Origin of the sequence: Pseudomonas sp. Root562, assembly GCF_001427125.1 — a bacterium.
In the GTDB taxonomy this organism is placed as follows: domain Bacteria; phylum Pseudomonadota; class Gammaproteobacteria; order Pseudomonadales; family Pseudomonadaceae; genus Aquipseudomonas.
Genome location: NZ_LMGK01000001.1, coordinates 173,271 through 189,723 on the forward strand (window position 1 = coordinate 173,271; position 16,453 = coordinate 189,723).

The following is a 16,453-nucleotide window of genomic DNA, read 5'->3' on the forward strand; positions in this document are numbered from 1 at the left end:
AGTATCAATAGATGCTGAACGGGAAGTACTTGTCGTTGATCTTCTTGTAGGTACCGTCAGCAACGATTTCTTTCAGCGCGACGTTGAGCTTCTCGCGGATCGGGTCGCCTTTACGTACGGCAATACCGATCTTGTCGCTTTCTTCTACCGGGTCACCCTTGAATTCATAGGATTTGCCGGCGTCGCTTTTCAGCCACTCGTAGTTGACGTATTTGTCGGCGAGGATGCCGTCCAGACGACCGGAAGTCAGGTCGAGGTAGGCGTTTTCCTGAGTGTCGTAGAGCTTGATGGTGATGTCGTCACCATAATTGTCTTCGAGGAAGGTGCCGGCGAGGGTTGCGCGTTGTGCGCCGATGATTTTGCCCTTCAGCGCAGCCTTGTCGGTTTTGAAATCGACGTTTTTCGGCGCGATGAATTGCAGTTTGTTGGAGTAGTACGGGTCGGTGAAGTCCACCGCTTGCTTGCGCTCGTCGGTGATCGACATCGAGGAGATCAGGAAGTCGAACTTCTTGGCGTTCAGGGCCGGAATGATGCCGTCCCAGTCGGAGGTGACAACGGTGCACTCGACTTTCATCTTGGCGCACAGGGCGTCGCCGATCTCTTTGTCGAAGCCGACGACATTGCCACTGGCATCTTTATTGTTGAACGGCGGGTAAGCCGCTTCGATGCCCATCTTCAGGGTTTCGGCCATGGCACCGGCGCTGAACGCGAGGGTGACGGCGGCAGCCAGGAAGACCTTTTTGAAGTTCTGCATGTGGGTAGCTCCGTTAGCGGTTGCTGGACATGAATTGTTTGCAGCGCGCCGAAAGCGGGTTTTCAAACACCTGCTGTGGCGATCCTTGCTCTTCTACCAGGCCCTGGTGGAGGAACACCACTTCGCTGGAGACCTGACGGGCGAAGCCCATTTCGTGGGTCACGAGCAGCATGGTGCGGCCTTCTTCGGCCAGTGCGCGGATGACATTAAGTACTTCCTGGACCATTTCCGGGTCAAGCGCGGAGGTCGGCTCGTCGAACAGGATGACCTTGGGCTGCATGGCCAGAGTGCGGGCGATGGCCGCGCGTTGTTGCTGGCCACCGGACAATTGCGCCGGGTAGGCATGGCGCTTGTCGGCGATGCCGACCTTGGCCAGCAGGGCTTCGGCCACTTCGATGGCTTCGGCCTTGCTCTGGCCGAGCACGCGGCGCGGGGCTTCGATGATGTTGTCGAGCACGCTCATGTGCGGCCACAGATTAAAGTTCTGAAACACAAAACCAATCTCGCTGCGCAGACGATTGATCTGCTTGCCGTCGGCGGCCACCAGTTCGCCGTTTTTCGCGGCTTTGAGCTTGAGCTCTTCGCCGGCCACCAGGATCTGGCCCTGGTGCGGGTTTTCCAGCAGGTTGATGCAGCGCAGGAACGTGGACTTGCCGGAGCCGGAGGAGCCGAGGATCGAGATCACATCGCCGTCGCGAGCGGTCAGCGAGATACCTTTGAGCACCTCAAGCGAGCCGTAGCGTTTGTGCAAGTTGCGGATTTCAAGCGCGGGCGTGGCCTCAGCCATGTGCGTTCCTCATTATGTGTTTCGCTCCTGCTGTTGGTGGCCTTCCTGGCGAGGCGGCCAAGCTAGCATAGCGTTTCCAAGGCAGCCAACAGCGCTGGGGGCAGTAAACGGGTGGCATGTGGCAGGTTGTCGCATCGGCACAGCAGACTGTCGCCCCATCAACAACCGAACAGCCGTTTGAACCTGAGTTTCAATTCAAAAACCCAGCGGCTTTCACAAAAAGGGCGCGATGTTGCCAGCTTTGGCAGGGGGTGGGAAGCGCTAACCGGCCAAACGCACTTTTATTGTGCGCTGAGCGTTTTTGAAGTGTGTTTCTGTTGCCTTGATGCGTTCCTGAAAGTGGGTCGCAGGGTAACGTTCTGGCAAATTGCCATTAATCTCAATGACTTGCGAAGACTGTCCGGTCAGGATGAGATCGCCGGATTAGAAGGTTTTGAAATATTTTGGCGCAATTATTGCGTGCAGATTCCGGAACGCCCCGTTTGTTTCTTTTTACAAGAGAGAATCTTCGGGAGCTGCACGCATTCGCTTTTCCTTACAAAGGTAGTTTCAATGAGCAGTACCCAAAGCTCTAACGGCCTCGAACAGGGGCTTAAACCGCGTCACGTGACCATGCTGTCGATCGCCGGGGTTATCGGCGCCGGCCTGTTCGTGGGCTCGGGCCACGCTATCGCTGCTGCAGGCCCTGCCGTGCTGTTGGCCTATGCCGCCGCTGGCATGCTGGTAGTGTTGGTGATGCGCATGCTCGGTGAAATGGCTGTTGCCTCGCCGGACACCGGCTCCTTCTCGACATACGCCGATCGGGCGATCGGTCATTGGGCCGGTTTCACCATCGGCTGGTTGTACTGGTGGTTCTGGGTTCTGGTGATCCCGCTGGAGGCCAACGCCGCTGCAACCATTTTGCATGCCTGGTTCCCGGGTGTGGACATCTGGGCCTTCGCTCTTGTGATCACGATGCTGCTGACCGTGACCAACCTGTTCAGTGTGAAGAACTATGGTGAGTTCGAGTTCTGGTTCGCCCTGATCAAAGTCCTGGCGATCATCGGCTTCATCATTCTCGGCGTAGCGGCAATCTTCGGCTTCTTGCCGAACAGCCAGGTCAGCGGCGTTTCGCACCTGTTCGATACCCAGGGCTTCCTGCCAAACGGCATGGGTGCGGTGTTGGGCGCGATCCTGACCACCATGTTCTCCTTTATGGGCACCGAGATCGTGACCATCGCGGCCGCGGAGTCGAAAAACCCTGGCAAGCAAATCTCCAAGGCCACCAATTCGGTGATCTGGCGGATCGGCTTGTTCTATCTGGTATCGATCTTCATCGTTGTGGCCCTGGTGCCATGGAACGACCCTGTACTGGCAAGCCTGGGCTCCTACCAGACCGTGCTTGAGCGCATGGGCATCCCGAACGCCAAGATGATCGTCGACATCGTGGTACTGGTTGCTGTGACCAGTTGCCTGAACTCGGCGCTCTACACCTCTTCGCGCATGTTGTTTTCCCTGGGCAAGCGCGGCGATGCACCAGCCGTTTCCACCCGCACCAACAAAAGCGGCACGCCTTACTGGGCGGTGATGTTGTCCACGGGCGCGGCATTCCTGGCCACGTTCGCCAACTACGTGGCCCCGGCTGCGGTGTTCGAATTCCTGCTGGCCAGCTCCGGTGCCATTGCACTGCTGGTGTACCTGGTGATCGCGATCTCGCAACTGCGTATGCGCAAGCAGCGCATGGCTCGCGGTGAAAAAATCGTCTTCAGCATGTGGCTGTTCCCGGGCCTGACCTACGCGGTGATCGTCTTCATCGTTGCGGCTCTGACCATCATGCTTTTCCAGGACGCCCACCGTGTGGAAATCCTCGCAACAGGCCTGCTCAGTGTTCTGGTAGTGGCTTCCGGTTTGCTGGTGGCTCGCCGTCGCAAGCTGCAGAAGGCGGGTGCGGTGGTACTCAGCTGATTCGTAGCGCATGACGCAAAAAAACGGCCGCTGTCAGTGATGACAAGCGGCCGTTTTTTTTATGTCTTCATTAAATTCAACGGGGATGCACCCAGTCCTCTACGCGTAACCCAGGAACCCGTTCAAATTCCCGCAGGTTGTTCGTGACTACGATGAACCCACGTGAGCGCGCGTGGCCGGCGATCATTTGGTCGTATGGGCCGATGGGTGTTCCAGCCTTCGCCAGCTCGGATCGAATCATTCCGGTATGCGCGGCCGCTTCATTGTCGAAAGGCAGGACCTCAAGGCGGGCTGCCAAACCCTCGATGACGGTAAGGTTCTTTTCTGGTGCTGCTGACTTTTCGGCGCCGTAGATCAACTCCATGAGGGTGACAGCACTGATGCATAGCTGCCCGTCATGGCGGTTGAAGGCCTCTCTGACGATTTGCGGTTTGTTCTTGATGGTGAATATGCAGATGTTGGTGTCGAGCATGTATTTGATCATCAGAACGACTCGCGCTCCTGATCGGTGGGTTGGTCGCGATCAGGCATGAAGTCAGCACTCACGCTATCCCCCTCGAACCAGCTATCCCATGTTTCTTCGGCGGGGGTAATGAGGCGGGATCGGCCGATGGCGATTACGTTGACGCGTTTTACGTCGCTTGGCATGGCTACGGCTTTGGGAAGGCGAACGGCCTGGCTGCGATTGCTCATGAAAAGGGTGGTCTGTTCCATTTTTGCCTCCTCCGCCATTGTGGGGTGTACTCCAAAGAGTAGATTTTTTTGTGGATATGTCAACGGGATATACAAAGCGGGTGGTGAGTGAGGTCTCTGATCATTCTGACTGGCCGCTTCACAAAAAACGGCCGCTGTCAGTGGAGACAAGCGGCCGTTTTTTTTGCCGAAACCCGGTAGTTATCCGGCTTTTTCTTCCGATGCTTCCAGCGACCGGCTGTAGATGTCCAAGGCATCGCCGAAGTCGGTGATGAATTGCGGCTCGCTCAGCCAGGCCTGGGCGGTTTCGCGGTCCATGCCGTCGGCCCACATGCGGTAATCGATCAGCATGTCGGCGGCCAGGTGAGTCGCGGCCATGCCTTCGTCTTCGGCGTTTTCCATGTCCAGCAGTTCTGGATGGTCGATGATGATGAAGGCCAGGTTGGTCAGCAAAACCGAGAGCATTTCACTGCGGCTGATGGCTTCCGCATCGCGCATCTTGCTGAACATCGCCAAGGTGTATTCCGGGATCGGCTCGGCGAGGTGGCCGAGATCATCGTCCAGGTTCGCGGGTTTTCTGCCGACCATGCGGATTTGCTTGGCTTTGGCTTTTGCGCGCTTGGCGCGTTTCTGTTGCTTGTTCAGGGAGGCCATGGGAGCTCAGTTCGGTTTCTGTTGGGTTTGCGCGGCGATAGCATCGGAGGCTGCCACGTAGTCGGCCTGGAAGGCCGGCGATTCGATCCACGCCAAGGCGCCGGCTTCGTCGGTTTCGGTGGACCATTGGCGATACTCGATCAGCGCCGCGAGGATGAAGTCCATCGCGCCTTCTTCGCCTTCCTGTTCGTAGACCAGTTCCAGCAACGGGTCTTCGAGGAAAGCTACACACATGGCTTGCTGGCTGACTTTCTCGGCGTCGATCATTTTCTTGAACAGTTCAGTCAGGTCGACCGACTCGAAGTCGATACGGTCATCGTTCGGGTCCAGTTCGACCGGCGCGGCAGCGCGTTGGGTGCGGTTCTGCTTGGCCTTGGCCTTGGCGCGGGAGGCGCGTTTTTGCTGCTTGTTGGCGGAGGCCATGGAGGTTGTTCCGTATGCGTTAAGTAGGATTGCTGCGTGGCACCGTCCGCCCGGGTGTGTCGGGGGGCAGCTCGCCGTTTTGCAGCCACGACAATGCGATGGGCCATAGTGTGGCTTGGTATGCGCTGCGAAAAAAGGCGAAATGTCCAACTTCTGTTTCGCCGATGTCTTGCGGGGCGATGCGCAAGTGGGTGTTTGTGCTGCCGGTGAAGTAACCGAGCAGGCGCTCGATGGCCGGGATCGTGCCGTAGGGATCGTCGCAGATGCTGATGGCGAGGGTTTGCGCGGTCACGCCAGCAAAGGGCAGGCGACCGGCGGTTGCGTGGATGACGCTGCCGCTGAAGCGTTTTTCGTAACGTGCAGTGGAGAAGCTCCAGTCACGGACGACACCGGCAGGCGTGTCTTCCAGCCAGCCAAGGCGCTTGCCGGGAAAGTAACCGAAGATCATCGTCAGCAGTGGCATCAGCACATGCCATTTACCAAACATCCGCCAGCGATGGGCCGGTGCATAGTCGCGCCAGTAGGCGAACTGCGCACCGACCGTCACCAGGCGCCGGATCGCATTTCCGGAGGCCCCCAGTCCTGCTGCACAGCCTCCAAAGCTGTGGCCCACCACATCGATGGGCTGATTCGGAAACTCGCGCTTTGCGCGCCGTAGCATCGCCTCGAAATCCAGTGCACCCCAGTCAGTCCATGAAGCCTGAAACCCTTTTAGTGACGGCGGGCGTGATTCACCTATACCGCGGTAATCATAGGTGATCACATCCAGGCCATTGGCGAACAGGTAGTCGGCGAAGCGCGAGTAGTGCCGGCAGCGTACCGAGGTGGCCGCATTGATGATGACCACCGGGCGAGAGCTATCGGGGGCAGCGTGCCGCCAGGTGAAACCGCCGATGATGAATCCGTCTTCTGCGGGTTGCTCGAAGGGCTCGGCAACGGCGTCAGTTACCAATGGCAGCTCGATTTGAACGGGGGCCAGAGGGGGCATGTCCTGCAAATTCATGGGCGCTGGACCTTTGCGGGGAGATGCCAACGATAGTCTTCAAGCTGCGGATGAACAATCCATGAGAGCCATCACGGTGTCTGATCGAGTCGCTCGTCAAGTCGTGCGCGCTCTCGATCAAGCTCTGCACGCAGTTCTTCCTCGCTCGGCAATATCAACTGGTACTTGCTGGCAAAAAGTTGTTCGTGACCTTCCAGAACCGAATAACGAACCACCGATTCATCTTTCTGCGCACATAAGATAATGCCGACGGTGGGACCATCTTCTGCTCCACGTTTGAGGTCGTCGTACATGCGTACATACATGTCCATCTGGCCGACATCCTGGTGTGTGAGCTCGCCCCGCTTGATATCGAATATGACAAAGCATTTGAGCAGGTAGTTGTAGAACACCAGGTCGATGAAGAAGTCCTTGCTGTCAGTGCTGATGCGTTGCTGGCGGGCGATGAAGGCGAAACCTTTGCCCAGCTCCAACAGGAAACCTTGCAGTTGTTCTATCAGTGCCTGTTCGATTTCGCTTTCCTGAAGCTTGCCGGCATGGGGCAGGCCAAGAAACTCCAGCACCACCGGGTCACGAATGAACTCCCGAGGGCTGGCCTTCATTTGCTGAATATGGGTGGCTGCCTCCAGCAACACGGGGGCGCGATCGCGGCTTGCAAGCAGGCGCTCGTAGTAAAGTGTGTTTATCTGGCGTTCCAATGCTCGACTTGACCAGTTTTGAGTGGCGGACTCGTTCATGTACCACAGTCGGGCGCTTTCGCTGTCGACTCTCAATAGTCGCCGGTAATGAGTCCAGCTCAATTCGGAACGCACTGCGTTCCAAATTGGGAATGTTTGATAAAAATCCCGCATATATCGCAGGTTGCGCTCGTCAAAACCTTTTCCATAATCGGTGGTAAGAGCGTGAGCCAATGTAGCAAGCAAGCGCTTGCCATAACCTGCCCGCCGAGCACCCTCCTGCTCGAATTCGACAATATGCCGACCAATCTGCCAACAGGTTTGCACTTGAATGGTGTCGACGGCCCGCAGCACCTTCTGGCGCGCCTGGCGTATCAGTTCGCCAAGATTGCCGACAAGCGAAGCGAGTTGCGGGTCTTTTGTGTCTTCGGTTCTGAGGTCGTTCATGAGGTCTTCTGCGGCTGATTGATCAGGCAAAAGAGGATGGCAAGAGAGCTTGGGTCGAAGATGCAGGGCACGGCTGAGATATCGGAAGGAATCGCCGGGGCCGCAAGCAGGATCGATCTGACGGAAGAGCAAGCCTGCCGAGCAAATCACGTAGTACGTTTCGTAGTCAGCACAAGTACCAATCGATCTAAAACATCACCAATGCGCGGGAAATCAAAATTCAGGTAACGATTGGGCTTTTCAAAGCCCGGGAGTCGTCATCATGAAAATCCTCCATTCATTCATGTTGCCCCTCGCCGCCATCGGCATGCTGCTGTTTCCTGCAATGGCGCCCGCCGCAAGTCTTGAGCCCGTCGACAGCTCCGGCGTTCAGGTTCAGCGGCAGGAACAAAATGGCATCACCTATCTGTCCGGTGGGATTGGCGAGGATGAGGCAAAGGCTATCCAGCAAACGACTGGCTATAACCTGCACATGACCTTCGCGATCGGGGCGGAGAACAAATACATTCCCGATGTGGATGTGGTCATAGAGAAGGCCCAGGGGCAAACCGTACTGACACTGCACGACGCCGGACCACTGGTGTATGTGCAATTGCCAGCCGGGAAGTACAACGTCATCGCCACACGCAACGGCGAGGTGCGACGTGATGTTGCGGATGTCGGCAGCGGTGCCGCTCGTAACCTGGTCTTCCATTGGAATGGCGAGAGCTAGTGCGCTGTCGAGAACCAAAGCCCTGAATCCTGCGATTCAGGGTTTTGATTCTGGATGATCATAACGAAGCCAATGTCTGGATGACCGCAATGCGCAGCGGATTGGTTTCTACGCTCAGCAACTTGATGGCCAGGGCGCAACAGACCACGATCAGCATGGGTTTGATCAATCGTGGTCCGACCCGAACAGCGGCTCGTGCGCCCAACTGAGCGCCCACGAACGCAGCTAAAGCCATTGCGATGGCGACAGGCCAGATAATCACACCTTTGGTGATGAAGACCGACAGGGAGCCGAGATTGCATGAGGCGTTTGCCAGTTTGGTAAAGCTCATGGCGCGCATCATGCCCAAACCACAAAGCAGTACAAATCCGACAATCAGGAAAGAGCCCACGCCGGGACCGAATATGCCGTCGTAAAAACCCAGAATCGGCGCAACGGTAAATGAAAAAAGCAGAACGCTGATTCGCTTGCGGCGATCTTCATTGGCCAGTTTTGGAGACAGCGCAAAGTAGATGGCGACCAAGATCAGCATGACAGGCACGCAAACTTCCAGATAACGCTTATCGACCGAACTGACCAGCAATGCGCCGCTGGCACCGCCAATAAAACCACAGATAACCAGGAAACGGCCCTCGCGCCACTCGATCAGTCCTTTGCGAGCGAAGGTTGCGGTTGCCGAAATAGTGGCCGAGGCGGCCTGGAACTTGTTCGTGGCGATCGCACTGATGGGATCGACCCCGGCTAAAAACAATGCGGGCAGGGTTATTAGCCCACCGCCCCCCGCTATTGCATCAAAAAAACCGGCGAAAAACGCGACGAGCGCCAACATGCCAATTATGTCCCAGGACATCTCATTCCCTCTCTTACGAAATCTGTGCGTCATCCACTCGCCTGACCATTCAATCGAGTGAGGTTTTAGTGCACCTCAGCCCTGAAGTCGAAGCGGGTCGTCTGTGATGACAATTGGAGAAGAAAACTTCGATAGCCCGAACAAACGGACCAGAACGCGTCTGTTGTCTTTGATCAGATCACGACAATGCAAAGCCCGGACGTTGTTGATGACCATTGCCGACTCTTGCGTCAGCGTGTGCTCGACAGGCGCTGATTCGCCCACCTTTTGACAGAGGGCGACAAAGGCCGATTTGACGAGGTCGGAGGCGTTGTCGTTGACCGAAAAACGATACGAGTTGAAGCGGGCAGTGAATCCGACCTTGTCATCGAACTCCAGAATCGAAACATTGTGACCATCTTCTCCCTTGCCACTGACGAAGGAGTCACTGCGGGTGAATTGGAAATTCCCGGTAGTCAGTGCGAGGCAGTTCTTTACACCGATTTTTTCCAGTACGGGTGGTATCGGAATGACCGAGGTTGGTTCCATGCCAGGGTTCCAGAGCGCTGAGAGGATTAGCGACGAGGGTGAGGGCGAGTGTCCATCTTTCGCATTCACGGCGCACCAGTATGGCGCCTCGGTATGTGGGCCGAGAGCAAGTCCGGAGTGAGAGCTCAATTCCTTGATGTCCAGTTCAGTAGGGATTTTATTCAGGCCACCGCCCTTGAAGTTGGCGACAAGCCGAACCAGTTTTCCTTCATTGTCCATGTCGTAGGCAAAGGCACTGTTATCCACCAGGTTCAACAAGATCTGATTCCGCGCGGCCAGGCAAAGAACGTCGTAATGGTTCTCCAGGGATGCCAGTACGGGTAGTTCGTTGGGAGGACTGACATCGTTGATTTTTTGCAGCCCCTCAAAGATCAACACGCTAATCTGGCCATCAGAGTAGGCGGCGAGTAGTTCGCGTTGGTGTCTCGTGAACGAGGCGTTTAATTCAATTGCGGCCGAATTAGCTTTGGCTCTGACTCCTGGTGCCTGCGGTCCGCCGATTGCGGCCAGGTCTTTGGCGAATTTCTGAAGAAGTAACGACTGGCAAAATTCAAAGCTGAACGTTCTGATCTCCTGTCCGGAAAGTAACTCGGCAGTTTCGACCTCTGGTTGAGTGACGTCAGTCATTGTCTACATCCCTGTTGTGCATCTACTCCCGGCTATTCGGCAGCTCCTCTCGCAATTCTGCTCAATCCGCTGATTAGCGTCTGTCGTCCATTTCCGTTAAAGCAGGCGGAGCATTCCGACGGGTTTGAGAGACTGATTGCGAGGAAGGAGCGATTACAAATACGTGGCAAGCGCGACAGGGGGTTGTTGGTGTCGCGATAGCGTGAGGCGGGAGGCAACATTCTGCGTTTCGATGTCCCCGGACAGGGTTTCATCAAACCGCAGGCATAAAAAAACCCTGAATCTTGCGATTCAGGGTTTTCGGTATTTGGTGCCCAGAGACGGAATCGAACCGCCGACACGGGGATTTTCAATCCCCTGCTCTACCGACTGAGCTATCTGGGCAACGGGGCGCATTAAAAGGGTTTTTCGGATTTACGTCAACGACTTTTTTAAAATTTCTTAAATTAATTCCGTCGCTTACGAAATTCGTGGGTTATTCGGCCGGCGGCACGTAGCCTTCGGCCTTGGCGTATTCCTCGCCGGAAAAGAACTTGTCCATCTCGCCCTGCAGATATTTGCGGTCTTCGGCGTTCATCATGTTCAGGCGTTTTTCGTTGATCAGCAGGGTCTGGTGTTTTTGCCAGTCGGCCCAGGCCTTGGCCGAGACGTGGTCAAAAATGTCCTGGCCTTTGGCGCCCGGGAACGGGGCGCGTTCCAGGCCTGGCAGTTCTTCTTTGTACTTGCGGCATATGATGGTGCGGGTCATGACGACTCTCCTGCGTTCAATACGGCGGCCGCGCGTTCGAGCAAGGTTTTGACCGGGGCAGCAAGGCCCAGGCGCGGCGGGGTGGCGAGGTTATACCAGAGCCAGTCGACCTCGGCCACGTGATGACCGGCCTCCTGGACCTGGACCAGCCAGGGTTCGATGGACAACTGGAAATGGCTGAAGGTGTGCACCAGGCTCGGCAGCGATTGATGTGCGCCCAGTTCCAGCGAGTGCTGCGAAGCCAAGTGTTGCAGGTCATCGAGGTCGTCGAGTTCCGGCAGGCTCCACAAACCGCCCCACAGACCGGTAGAAGGGCGACGGTAAAGCAGGATCGCGCCTTCGCCGTTGGCGAGCATCGGCATCAGCGTGCGTTTCTGCGGGATGGCTTTGCGTGGCTTGGGTATCGGGTAGCGTGTTTCCAGGCCGAGCATGTGCGCTTCGCAACCTTTCTCCAGTGGACACAGCAGGCAGCTGGGTTTGCTGCGGGTGCAGAGCGTTGCGCCAAGGTCCATCATCGCCTGGGTGTAGGCATTGACCCGATCATGTGGCGTAAAGCGCTCAGCGTTCGCCCAGAGCTGTTTTGCGACCTTCGGCTCGCCCGGGTAACCCTCTTGCGCGGTAAAACGCGCCAGTACGCGTTTGACGTTGCCGTCGAGGATCGGCGCACGCAGGCCCATGCTGATGCTGGCGATTGCGCCGGCAGTGGACAGGCCGATGCCCGGCAGATCAGTGAGTTTTTCCACATCCCGGGGAAATTCGCCACCGTACTGCTCGACGACGATCTTCGCGGTCTTCTGCAGATTGCGCGCGCGAGTGTAGTAACCCAGGCCCGTCCACAGGTGCAGCACTTCATCTTCCGGCGCAGCGGCCAGGGCTTCGACTGTCGGCAGCGAAGCCATGAACCGGTCGAAGTAGTTGAGCACGGTGCTGACCTGGGTCTGCTGCAGCATGATTTCCGAGACCCACACCCGATACGGGTTGATGTCCTGCTGCCAGGGCAAGTCATGACGGCCGTGGCGGTCGAACCAGTCCAGCACCGCCATTGCAAACTGCTCGGCTCTCATCGCTTGAACAGCCCCTTGAGCGCATCCTTGAGTTCCGGGCTGACTTTGTCGCCCAGCTTCTCGTCGATTTTTTCGCTGATGCGTTCGCCGGCCAGTTTGCTCGCAACCTGTCCCATGCGTTCGTTGTCCAGTCGGCAAGCCTTGGCACCCAGTTCCAGTGGGCCACGGCAGCGCAGCGGCCACTCGATGCCGACGAATTTCTCACCCACCTGGCAAGCCGGGTCCGGCATGTCGCTCTTGTCGCCTTCGACAATGATGCCTACGCGGTAGTCCATGCCCAGCACCCGCAGATCGATATCACCGTCACCGTTGACGGTCATGCCCGGGATGCGCACTTTCAGGTCCGGGTTGCTGGCCACGCCGTTGCGGAAATTCAGGTTGCCCTTGAGTTCCTGGAACGGTGTGTCCTTGCCCCGTGGCTCGCCACTGAGGGTTTTGCGGTTGAGCGTGGCGATGCCTTTGCACAATTGCTGCTCGAGGTTGGCATTGAGCAACACGCCATTGTTGATGACGAAACTGGCGTTGCCGTTGAGGGTTTCGATCAGCGCTTTCTGGCTGTTGCCGCTGCCGGTCAGGCTGCTGTTGAGCGTGACCAGGCCTTTGACCGGCGGATTCTTGCCCTGGCTTTCGAGGATTTTTTCCGCCGGAACGCGGCTGATCTGCGTCTGCAAATTCAGCACGGGCGCTTGCTGGCGCACATCGAGGGTGCCCTTGGCGTCGAAGTTACCTTCGTACAAATCACCGCGCAGGCTGGTCAGGGTAAGCAAACCGCCTTGGCCGTTGGCCTTGAGTACGGCGTTGTGGATCGGCAGTTTTTCCAGGGTCAACTGGCCAAAAGTCAGATCGGCGTCCACATCCAGCTTGCTCAGTCGTTCCACCGGCAGCAGGCGCTCGCTGCTCCAGGCTTCTTTGGTCGGCGATGGCGGCAGCGGTGTGCTGCCGGCGCCCGCCATGGCATCGGCTTCGGTGCTGGCGACTTCGGCCTGACGCACTTGCTTGGTGCTGTTGGCTTCGGCCGACTTCGGCGCCAGATAGCGGTCGACGTTGAAAGTGTCTGCCTTGAGGGTTGCACGCAACGATTGCTTGGCGAAGTCTTCGACGGCAATGCGGCCGCTGAAGGTGCTGTCATCGACTTTCAGGTTGATGTCGTCCAGGACGAGGCTGGAAGGCGTGCCCGCAAGACGGGTAGCCAGTTCCACCTTGCTCAGGCTGCCTTCGCCCATGGCCGGCAATGTCTGGCCGATGCTGTCGACGAATTTTGCCAGGTCGAACTGGGCGACCGACAGGCCACCGCTGACTTGCGGGGTCTTGTCCAGATCATTGACCTTCAACTCACCCAGCGCACGCAACTGATTGGCGGAAACCCTGATGCCGGTCCACTCGGCGACATTGGCCGCCCGGTCCAGCAACAACTGGCCTTGGGCGGCGAAGGTCATGGTTTTGCCTTGAAGTGGATCGCCCGCCACTTCACCGGACAGTTTCATGTCTTCCAGTTTGTAGCGCTGCAAAGCACGTTCGAAACGCAGTTCGCCATTGAGCTCGGTGCGCACTCGCAGAACCGGCTGGTTAGTGCCGAGGAATGCAGTGAGCTTGACTGGAATGTTGGTGGAGTCATGCACCGGGCCGGTGCTCAGCTGGATACTTTCGGCGCTGAATTGCTTGCCGGTTTTTTCGTCGTTGTACTCAACGCGGGCGTTGTTGACGGTCAGGCTGTCAATGTCCAGGCGAATCGGCTGGGCCGGTTTATCGGCCTGTGCGGTGGTTTGCGGCTCGGGTTCGCTGGTGGTCGCCGGTGCGGTGTCCGGGTTCGCAGGCTTTGGTACCTTGCCGATGTCTTCCCAGTTGCCGTGGCCATCCTTGTCGCGGTTCAGGCGTAGATTGAGACCTTCAACGCGCACGTCGCTCATCTGCACTTCGCGGCGCAGCAGTGGCAGTACGCGGACCGACAGGCCGAGCATCTGCAGGTCGGCAAACGGTTCGGTGGGCTTGGCCAGGGTCGCGACACCGGCGTCGTGCAATTCAAGGCCGAGCCACGGAAAAAGGCTCCAGCCGATATCGCCATTGAGCGTCAGCTCGATGTGGGCCTTGTCGCGGGCAATCTGGCGAATCTCGTCTTTGTAGTCGTTGGGATCGAAGAGGTGGGTCAGGGCAAAGCCCAGCGCCACAATGATCAGCAACAGCCCGAGAAGTACCAGACCCAGGATTTTGCCGAACGCTTTCATGGGCGAGTCCTTGTAGTTAGTCGAATTCGAAATTTAGCCGGGGAGTATAGCGCTCCGAAAGAGACGACCGGTCAGTGATCACTCGGACCGAGTGTCGGGCGGCATGTTCAGTCGGCCGTTTGGCGATCGTCGGCAGGCGATTTCTGCACGCAAGAGATCGGATAACGTACAAAAAACTGATAGCACTTTGGTTTTTCTGTCACGTGCAAATGGTAACCTTCGCCCGTTCGTCGGTCCTTCTGCGACTTGATGCCGCACCAAAATGGAGCTTCATCGTAAAAAAACAGTCATGCGTGCGCATAAAGGCTGGGGATGAAGAGCACCTGGCGAACCATACTAATAATTGGGGGATACACAATGACCACGAGTATCGCGGCGGACGGCTACGCCGACCAGCCCGCGTTCCTGTCCAAGGAACGCATTATCGCCAAGCCCGGTTTCAACCGTTGGCTGGTGCCACCGGCCGCCCTGGCCATCCACCTCTGCATCGGCATGGCCTACGGCTTTTCGGTGTTCTGGTTGCCATTGTCCAAGGCGCTGGGTCTCAGCAAGCCGCTGGCCTGTGCGCCGGACATGAGCTTCATCGCTCAGGTTTTTTCCTCGCAATGCGATTGGCCGATCTCGATGCTCGGCTGGATCTACACCCTGTTCTTCATTTTCCTGGGTTGCTCTGCAGCGATCTGGGGCGGCTGGCTCGAGCATGCCGGACCACGCAAGGCCGGCGTTGTTTCGGCGCTGTGCTGGTGCGGCGGTCTGTTGATTTCGGCGCTGGGCATCTACACGCACCAGATCTGGCTGATGTGGATCGGCTCCGGGGTCATTGGCGGTATCGGCCTGGGCCTGGGCTACATCTCGCCGGTGTCGACCCTGATCAAGTGGTTCCCGGACAAGCGCGGCATGGCGACCGGCATGGCGATCATGGGCTTCGGCGGTGGTGCGATGGTCGGAGCGCCGTTGGCGACTGCTCTGATGAGCCACTTCGGCTCGCCAGAAGGCGTGGGCGTATGGCAGAGCTTCGTGGCGATGGCCGCGATCTACTTCGTGTTCATGATCGGTGGCGCACTGTCCTACCGCGTGCCGCCAACCGGCTGGAAGCCTGAAGGCTGGACGGCGCCTGCGAAAAAAGCGTCGAACGCCATGATCACCAACCGTCATGTACACGTGAACGTGGCATGGAAAACCCCGCAATTCCGTCTGGTGTGGCTGGTGCTGTGCCTGAACGTATCCGCAGGTATCGGCATCCTCGGCATGGCTTCGCCGCTGTTGCAGGAAGTGTTCGGCGGCAAATTGCTGGGCAACGATCTGCCGTTCGGTCAGCTGGATGCAGGTCAATTGGCTTCGATCGCCGCGATCGCCGCCGGTTTCACCGGTTTGCTGAGCCTGTTCAACATCGGTGGCCGCTTCTTCTGGGCATCGTTCTCGGACTACCTGGGCCGTAAAAACACCTACTTCGTGTTCTTTGCCCTTGGCTTTGCGCTGTACGCATTGATTCCGAATCTTGGCCACCTGGGCAACGTCGCGCTGTTCGTGGCCGCGTTCTGCATCATCCTGTCGATGTACGGCGGCGGTTTTGCCACCGTTCCTGCTTATCTCGCGGACCTGTTCGGTACGCAAATGGTCGGTGCTATCCACGGTCGCTTGCTGACCGCGTGGGCAGCAGCGGGTGTGTTGGGTCCGGTGCTGGTGAACTACCTGCGTGAGTATCAGCTGAGCATCGGCGTTGAACGTGCCGCAGCTTACGACATCACCTTGTACATCCTTGCCGGCCTGCTGGTGCTGGGTTTCATCTGCAACCTGCTGGTGCGTCCGGTGGCCGACAAGTACTTCATGACCGACGCTGAACTGGCTGCCGAACAGGCGCTCGGCCACGACAAAGGTGCTGACGCCAGCACGTCGCTGGAGTGGAAAGCGGCGCCGGGCACCAAGCCTCTGGCAATTGCTGCCTGGCTGGCGGTGGGTATTCCGTTGGCGTGGGGTGTGTGGGTGACCCTGCAGAAGACGGCGGTACTGTTCCACTAAGTAAAAACGCAATACCCCTGTAGGAGTGAGCTCTGCTCGCGATACCGGTCTGACAGTCGACAGAAATGTTGAATGTGAGAGCCCTATCGCGAGCAGGCTCACTCCTACAGTTGTTTCTGATCGTTCCCACGCTCTGCGTGGGAATGACTCCCGTGACGCTCCGCGTCACATTCAAAGCGGACGCGGAGCGTCCAATGCTGCACTCCCACGCAGAGCGTGGGAGCGATCAGTAGCCTGTCGGGCTTGTATGGACATGTCTACCCGCGACAGCCGGGGCTTCTGTCCGTCAGCCATATCACGT

General features: G+C 57.7%; 16 protein-coding genes and 1 tRNA gene. 3 read left to right on the forward strand and 14 right to left on the reverse strand.

Annotation, left to right across the window (positions count from 1 at the left end; translation table 11 throughout):
* Positions 1–4 precede the first annotated feature (4 nt).
* Both ASD60_RS00865 and ASD60_RS00870 read right to left on the reverse strand, forming a co-directional pair.
* On the reverse strand, positions 5–754 hold the full coding sequence (locus ASD60_RS00865) for an ABC transporter substrate-binding protein (protein WP_056852184.1): 750 nt from the start codon (positions 752–754) through the stop codon (positions 5–7).
* Between the two features lie 13 nt (positions 755–767).
* Positions 768–1,541 (reverse strand): ABC transporter ATP-binding protein, encoded by a 774-nt coding sequence (locus ASD60_RS00870; protein ID WP_007972784.1) that lies wholly within the window; start codon positions 1,539–1,541, stop codon positions 768–770.
* Positions 1,542–2,093: 552 nt separating this feature from the next.
* On the opposite strand from ASD60_RS00870, the gene gabP reads away from it, so the two are divergent.
* A complete protein-coding gene (gabP, locus tag ASD60_RS00875; RefSeq protein WP_056852185.1) occupies positions 2,094–3,485 on the forward strand; it encodes a GABA permease in 1,392 nt (463 codons plus the stop codon).
* A gap of 76 nt (positions 3,486–3,561) precedes the next feature.
* On the opposite strand, the gene vapC is transcribed toward gabP, so the two are convergent.
* From vapC to ASD60_RS00905, 6 genes are all read right to left on the reverse strand, one after another.
* Complete coding sequence (vapC, locus tag ASD60_RS00880) at positions 3,562–3,969, reverse strand: type II toxin-antitoxin system tRNA(fMet)-specific endonuclease VapC (RefSeq protein ID WP_056852186.1); 408 nt, start codon at positions 3,967–3,969, stop codon at positions 3,562–3,564.
* Positions 3,969–4,199 (reverse strand): type II toxin-antitoxin system VapB family antitoxin, encoded by a 231-nt coding sequence (gene vapB / locus ASD60_RS00885; protein WP_056852536.1) that lies wholly within the window; start codon positions 4,197–4,199, stop codon positions 3,969–3,971. The genes vapC and vapB overlap by 1 nt, the downstream gene beginning before the upstream one ends.
* Positions 4,200–4,379: 180 nt before the next feature.
* Positions 4,380–4,832: a hypothetical protein gene (locus ASD60_RS00890; protein ID WP_056852187.1), complete on the reverse strand. Its 453-nt coding sequence runs from the start codon at positions 4,830–4,832 to the stop codon at positions 4,380–4,382.
* Between the two features lie 6 nt (positions 4,833–4,838).
* Positions 4,839–5,255 (reverse strand): hypothetical protein, encoded by a 417-nt coding sequence (locus tag ASD60_RS00895; protein ID WP_056852188.1) that lies wholly within the window; start codon positions 5,253–5,255, stop codon positions 4,839–4,841.
* Between the two features lie 19 nt (positions 5,256–5,274).
* Positions 5,275–6,258 (reverse strand): alpha/beta hydrolase family protein, encoded by a 984-nt coding sequence (locus tag ASD60_RS00900; protein ID WP_056852189.1) that lies wholly within the window; start codon positions 6,256–6,258, stop codon positions 5,275–5,277.
* A 71-nt stretch (positions 6,259–6,329) separates the two neighbouring features.
* The gene (locus ASD60_RS00905; RefSeq protein ID WP_056852190.1) at positions 6,330–7,382 is read right to left on the reverse strand and encodes a PDDEXK nuclease domain-containing protein; all 1,053 of its coding nucleotides are present in this window, start codon (positions 7,380–7,382) and stop codon (positions 6,330–6,332) included.
* A gap of 262 nt (positions 7,383–7,644) precedes the next feature.
* On the opposite strand from ASD60_RS00905, the gene ASD60_RS00910 reads away from it, so the two are divergent.
* A complete protein-coding gene (locus ASD60_RS00910) occupies positions 7,645–8,094 on the forward strand; it encodes a hypothetical protein (protein WP_056852191.1) in 450 nt (149 codons plus the stop codon).
* A gap of 58 nt (positions 8,095–8,152) precedes the next feature.
* On the opposite strand, the gene ASD60_RS00915 is transcribed toward ASD60_RS00910, so the two are convergent.
* The 6 genes from ASD60_RS00915 to ASD60_RS00940 form a co-directional block, all read right to left on the reverse strand.
* Positions 8,153–8,944 (reverse strand): TSUP family transporter, encoded by a 792-nt coding sequence (locus ASD60_RS00915; protein WP_056852192.1) that lies wholly within the window; start codon positions 8,942–8,944, stop codon positions 8,153–8,155.
* 75 nt (positions 8,945–9,019) lie between these two features.
* A complete protein-coding gene (locus tag ASD60_RS00920; RefSeq protein WP_056852193.1) occupies positions 9,020–10,099 on the reverse strand; it encodes a hypothetical protein in 1,080 nt (359 codons plus the stop codon).
* Positions 10,100–10,407: 308 nt separating this feature from the next.
* Positions 10,408–10,483, reverse strand: a tRNA-Phe gene (locus tag ASD60_RS00925).
* Between the two features lie 91 nt (positions 10,484–10,574).
* The gene (locus ASD60_RS00930) at positions 10,575–10,847 is read right to left on the reverse strand and encodes an oxidative damage protection protein (RefSeq protein WP_056852194.1); all 273 of its coding nucleotides are present in this window, start codon (positions 10,845–10,847) and stop codon (positions 10,575–10,577) included.
* Complete coding sequence (gene mutY, locus ASD60_RS00935) at positions 10,844–11,911, reverse strand: A/G-specific adenine glycosylase (protein WP_056852195.1); 1,068 nt, start codon at positions 11,909–11,911, stop codon at positions 10,844–10,846. The genes ASD60_RS00930 and mutY overlap by 4 nt, the downstream gene beginning before the upstream one ends.
* Entirely contained in the window at positions 11,908–14,133 is a 2,226-nt protein-coding gene (locus ASD60_RS00940) for an AsmA family protein (RefSeq protein WP_056852196.1), read from the reverse strand. The genes mutY and ASD60_RS00940 overlap by 4 nt, the downstream gene beginning before the upstream one ends.
* 357 nt (positions 14,134–14,490) lie before the next feature.
* Between ASD60_RS00940 and ASD60_RS00945 the strand changes: the two genes are divergently transcribed.
* Positions 14,491–16,152 carry an OFA family MFS transporter gene (locus ASD60_RS00945; protein WP_056852197.1) on the forward strand — a complete coding sequence of 554 codons (1,662 nt, stop codon included), beginning with the start codon at positions 14,491–14,493 and terminating at the stop codon, positions 16,150–16,152.
* Positions 16,153–16,453: the final 301 nt, after the last annotated feature.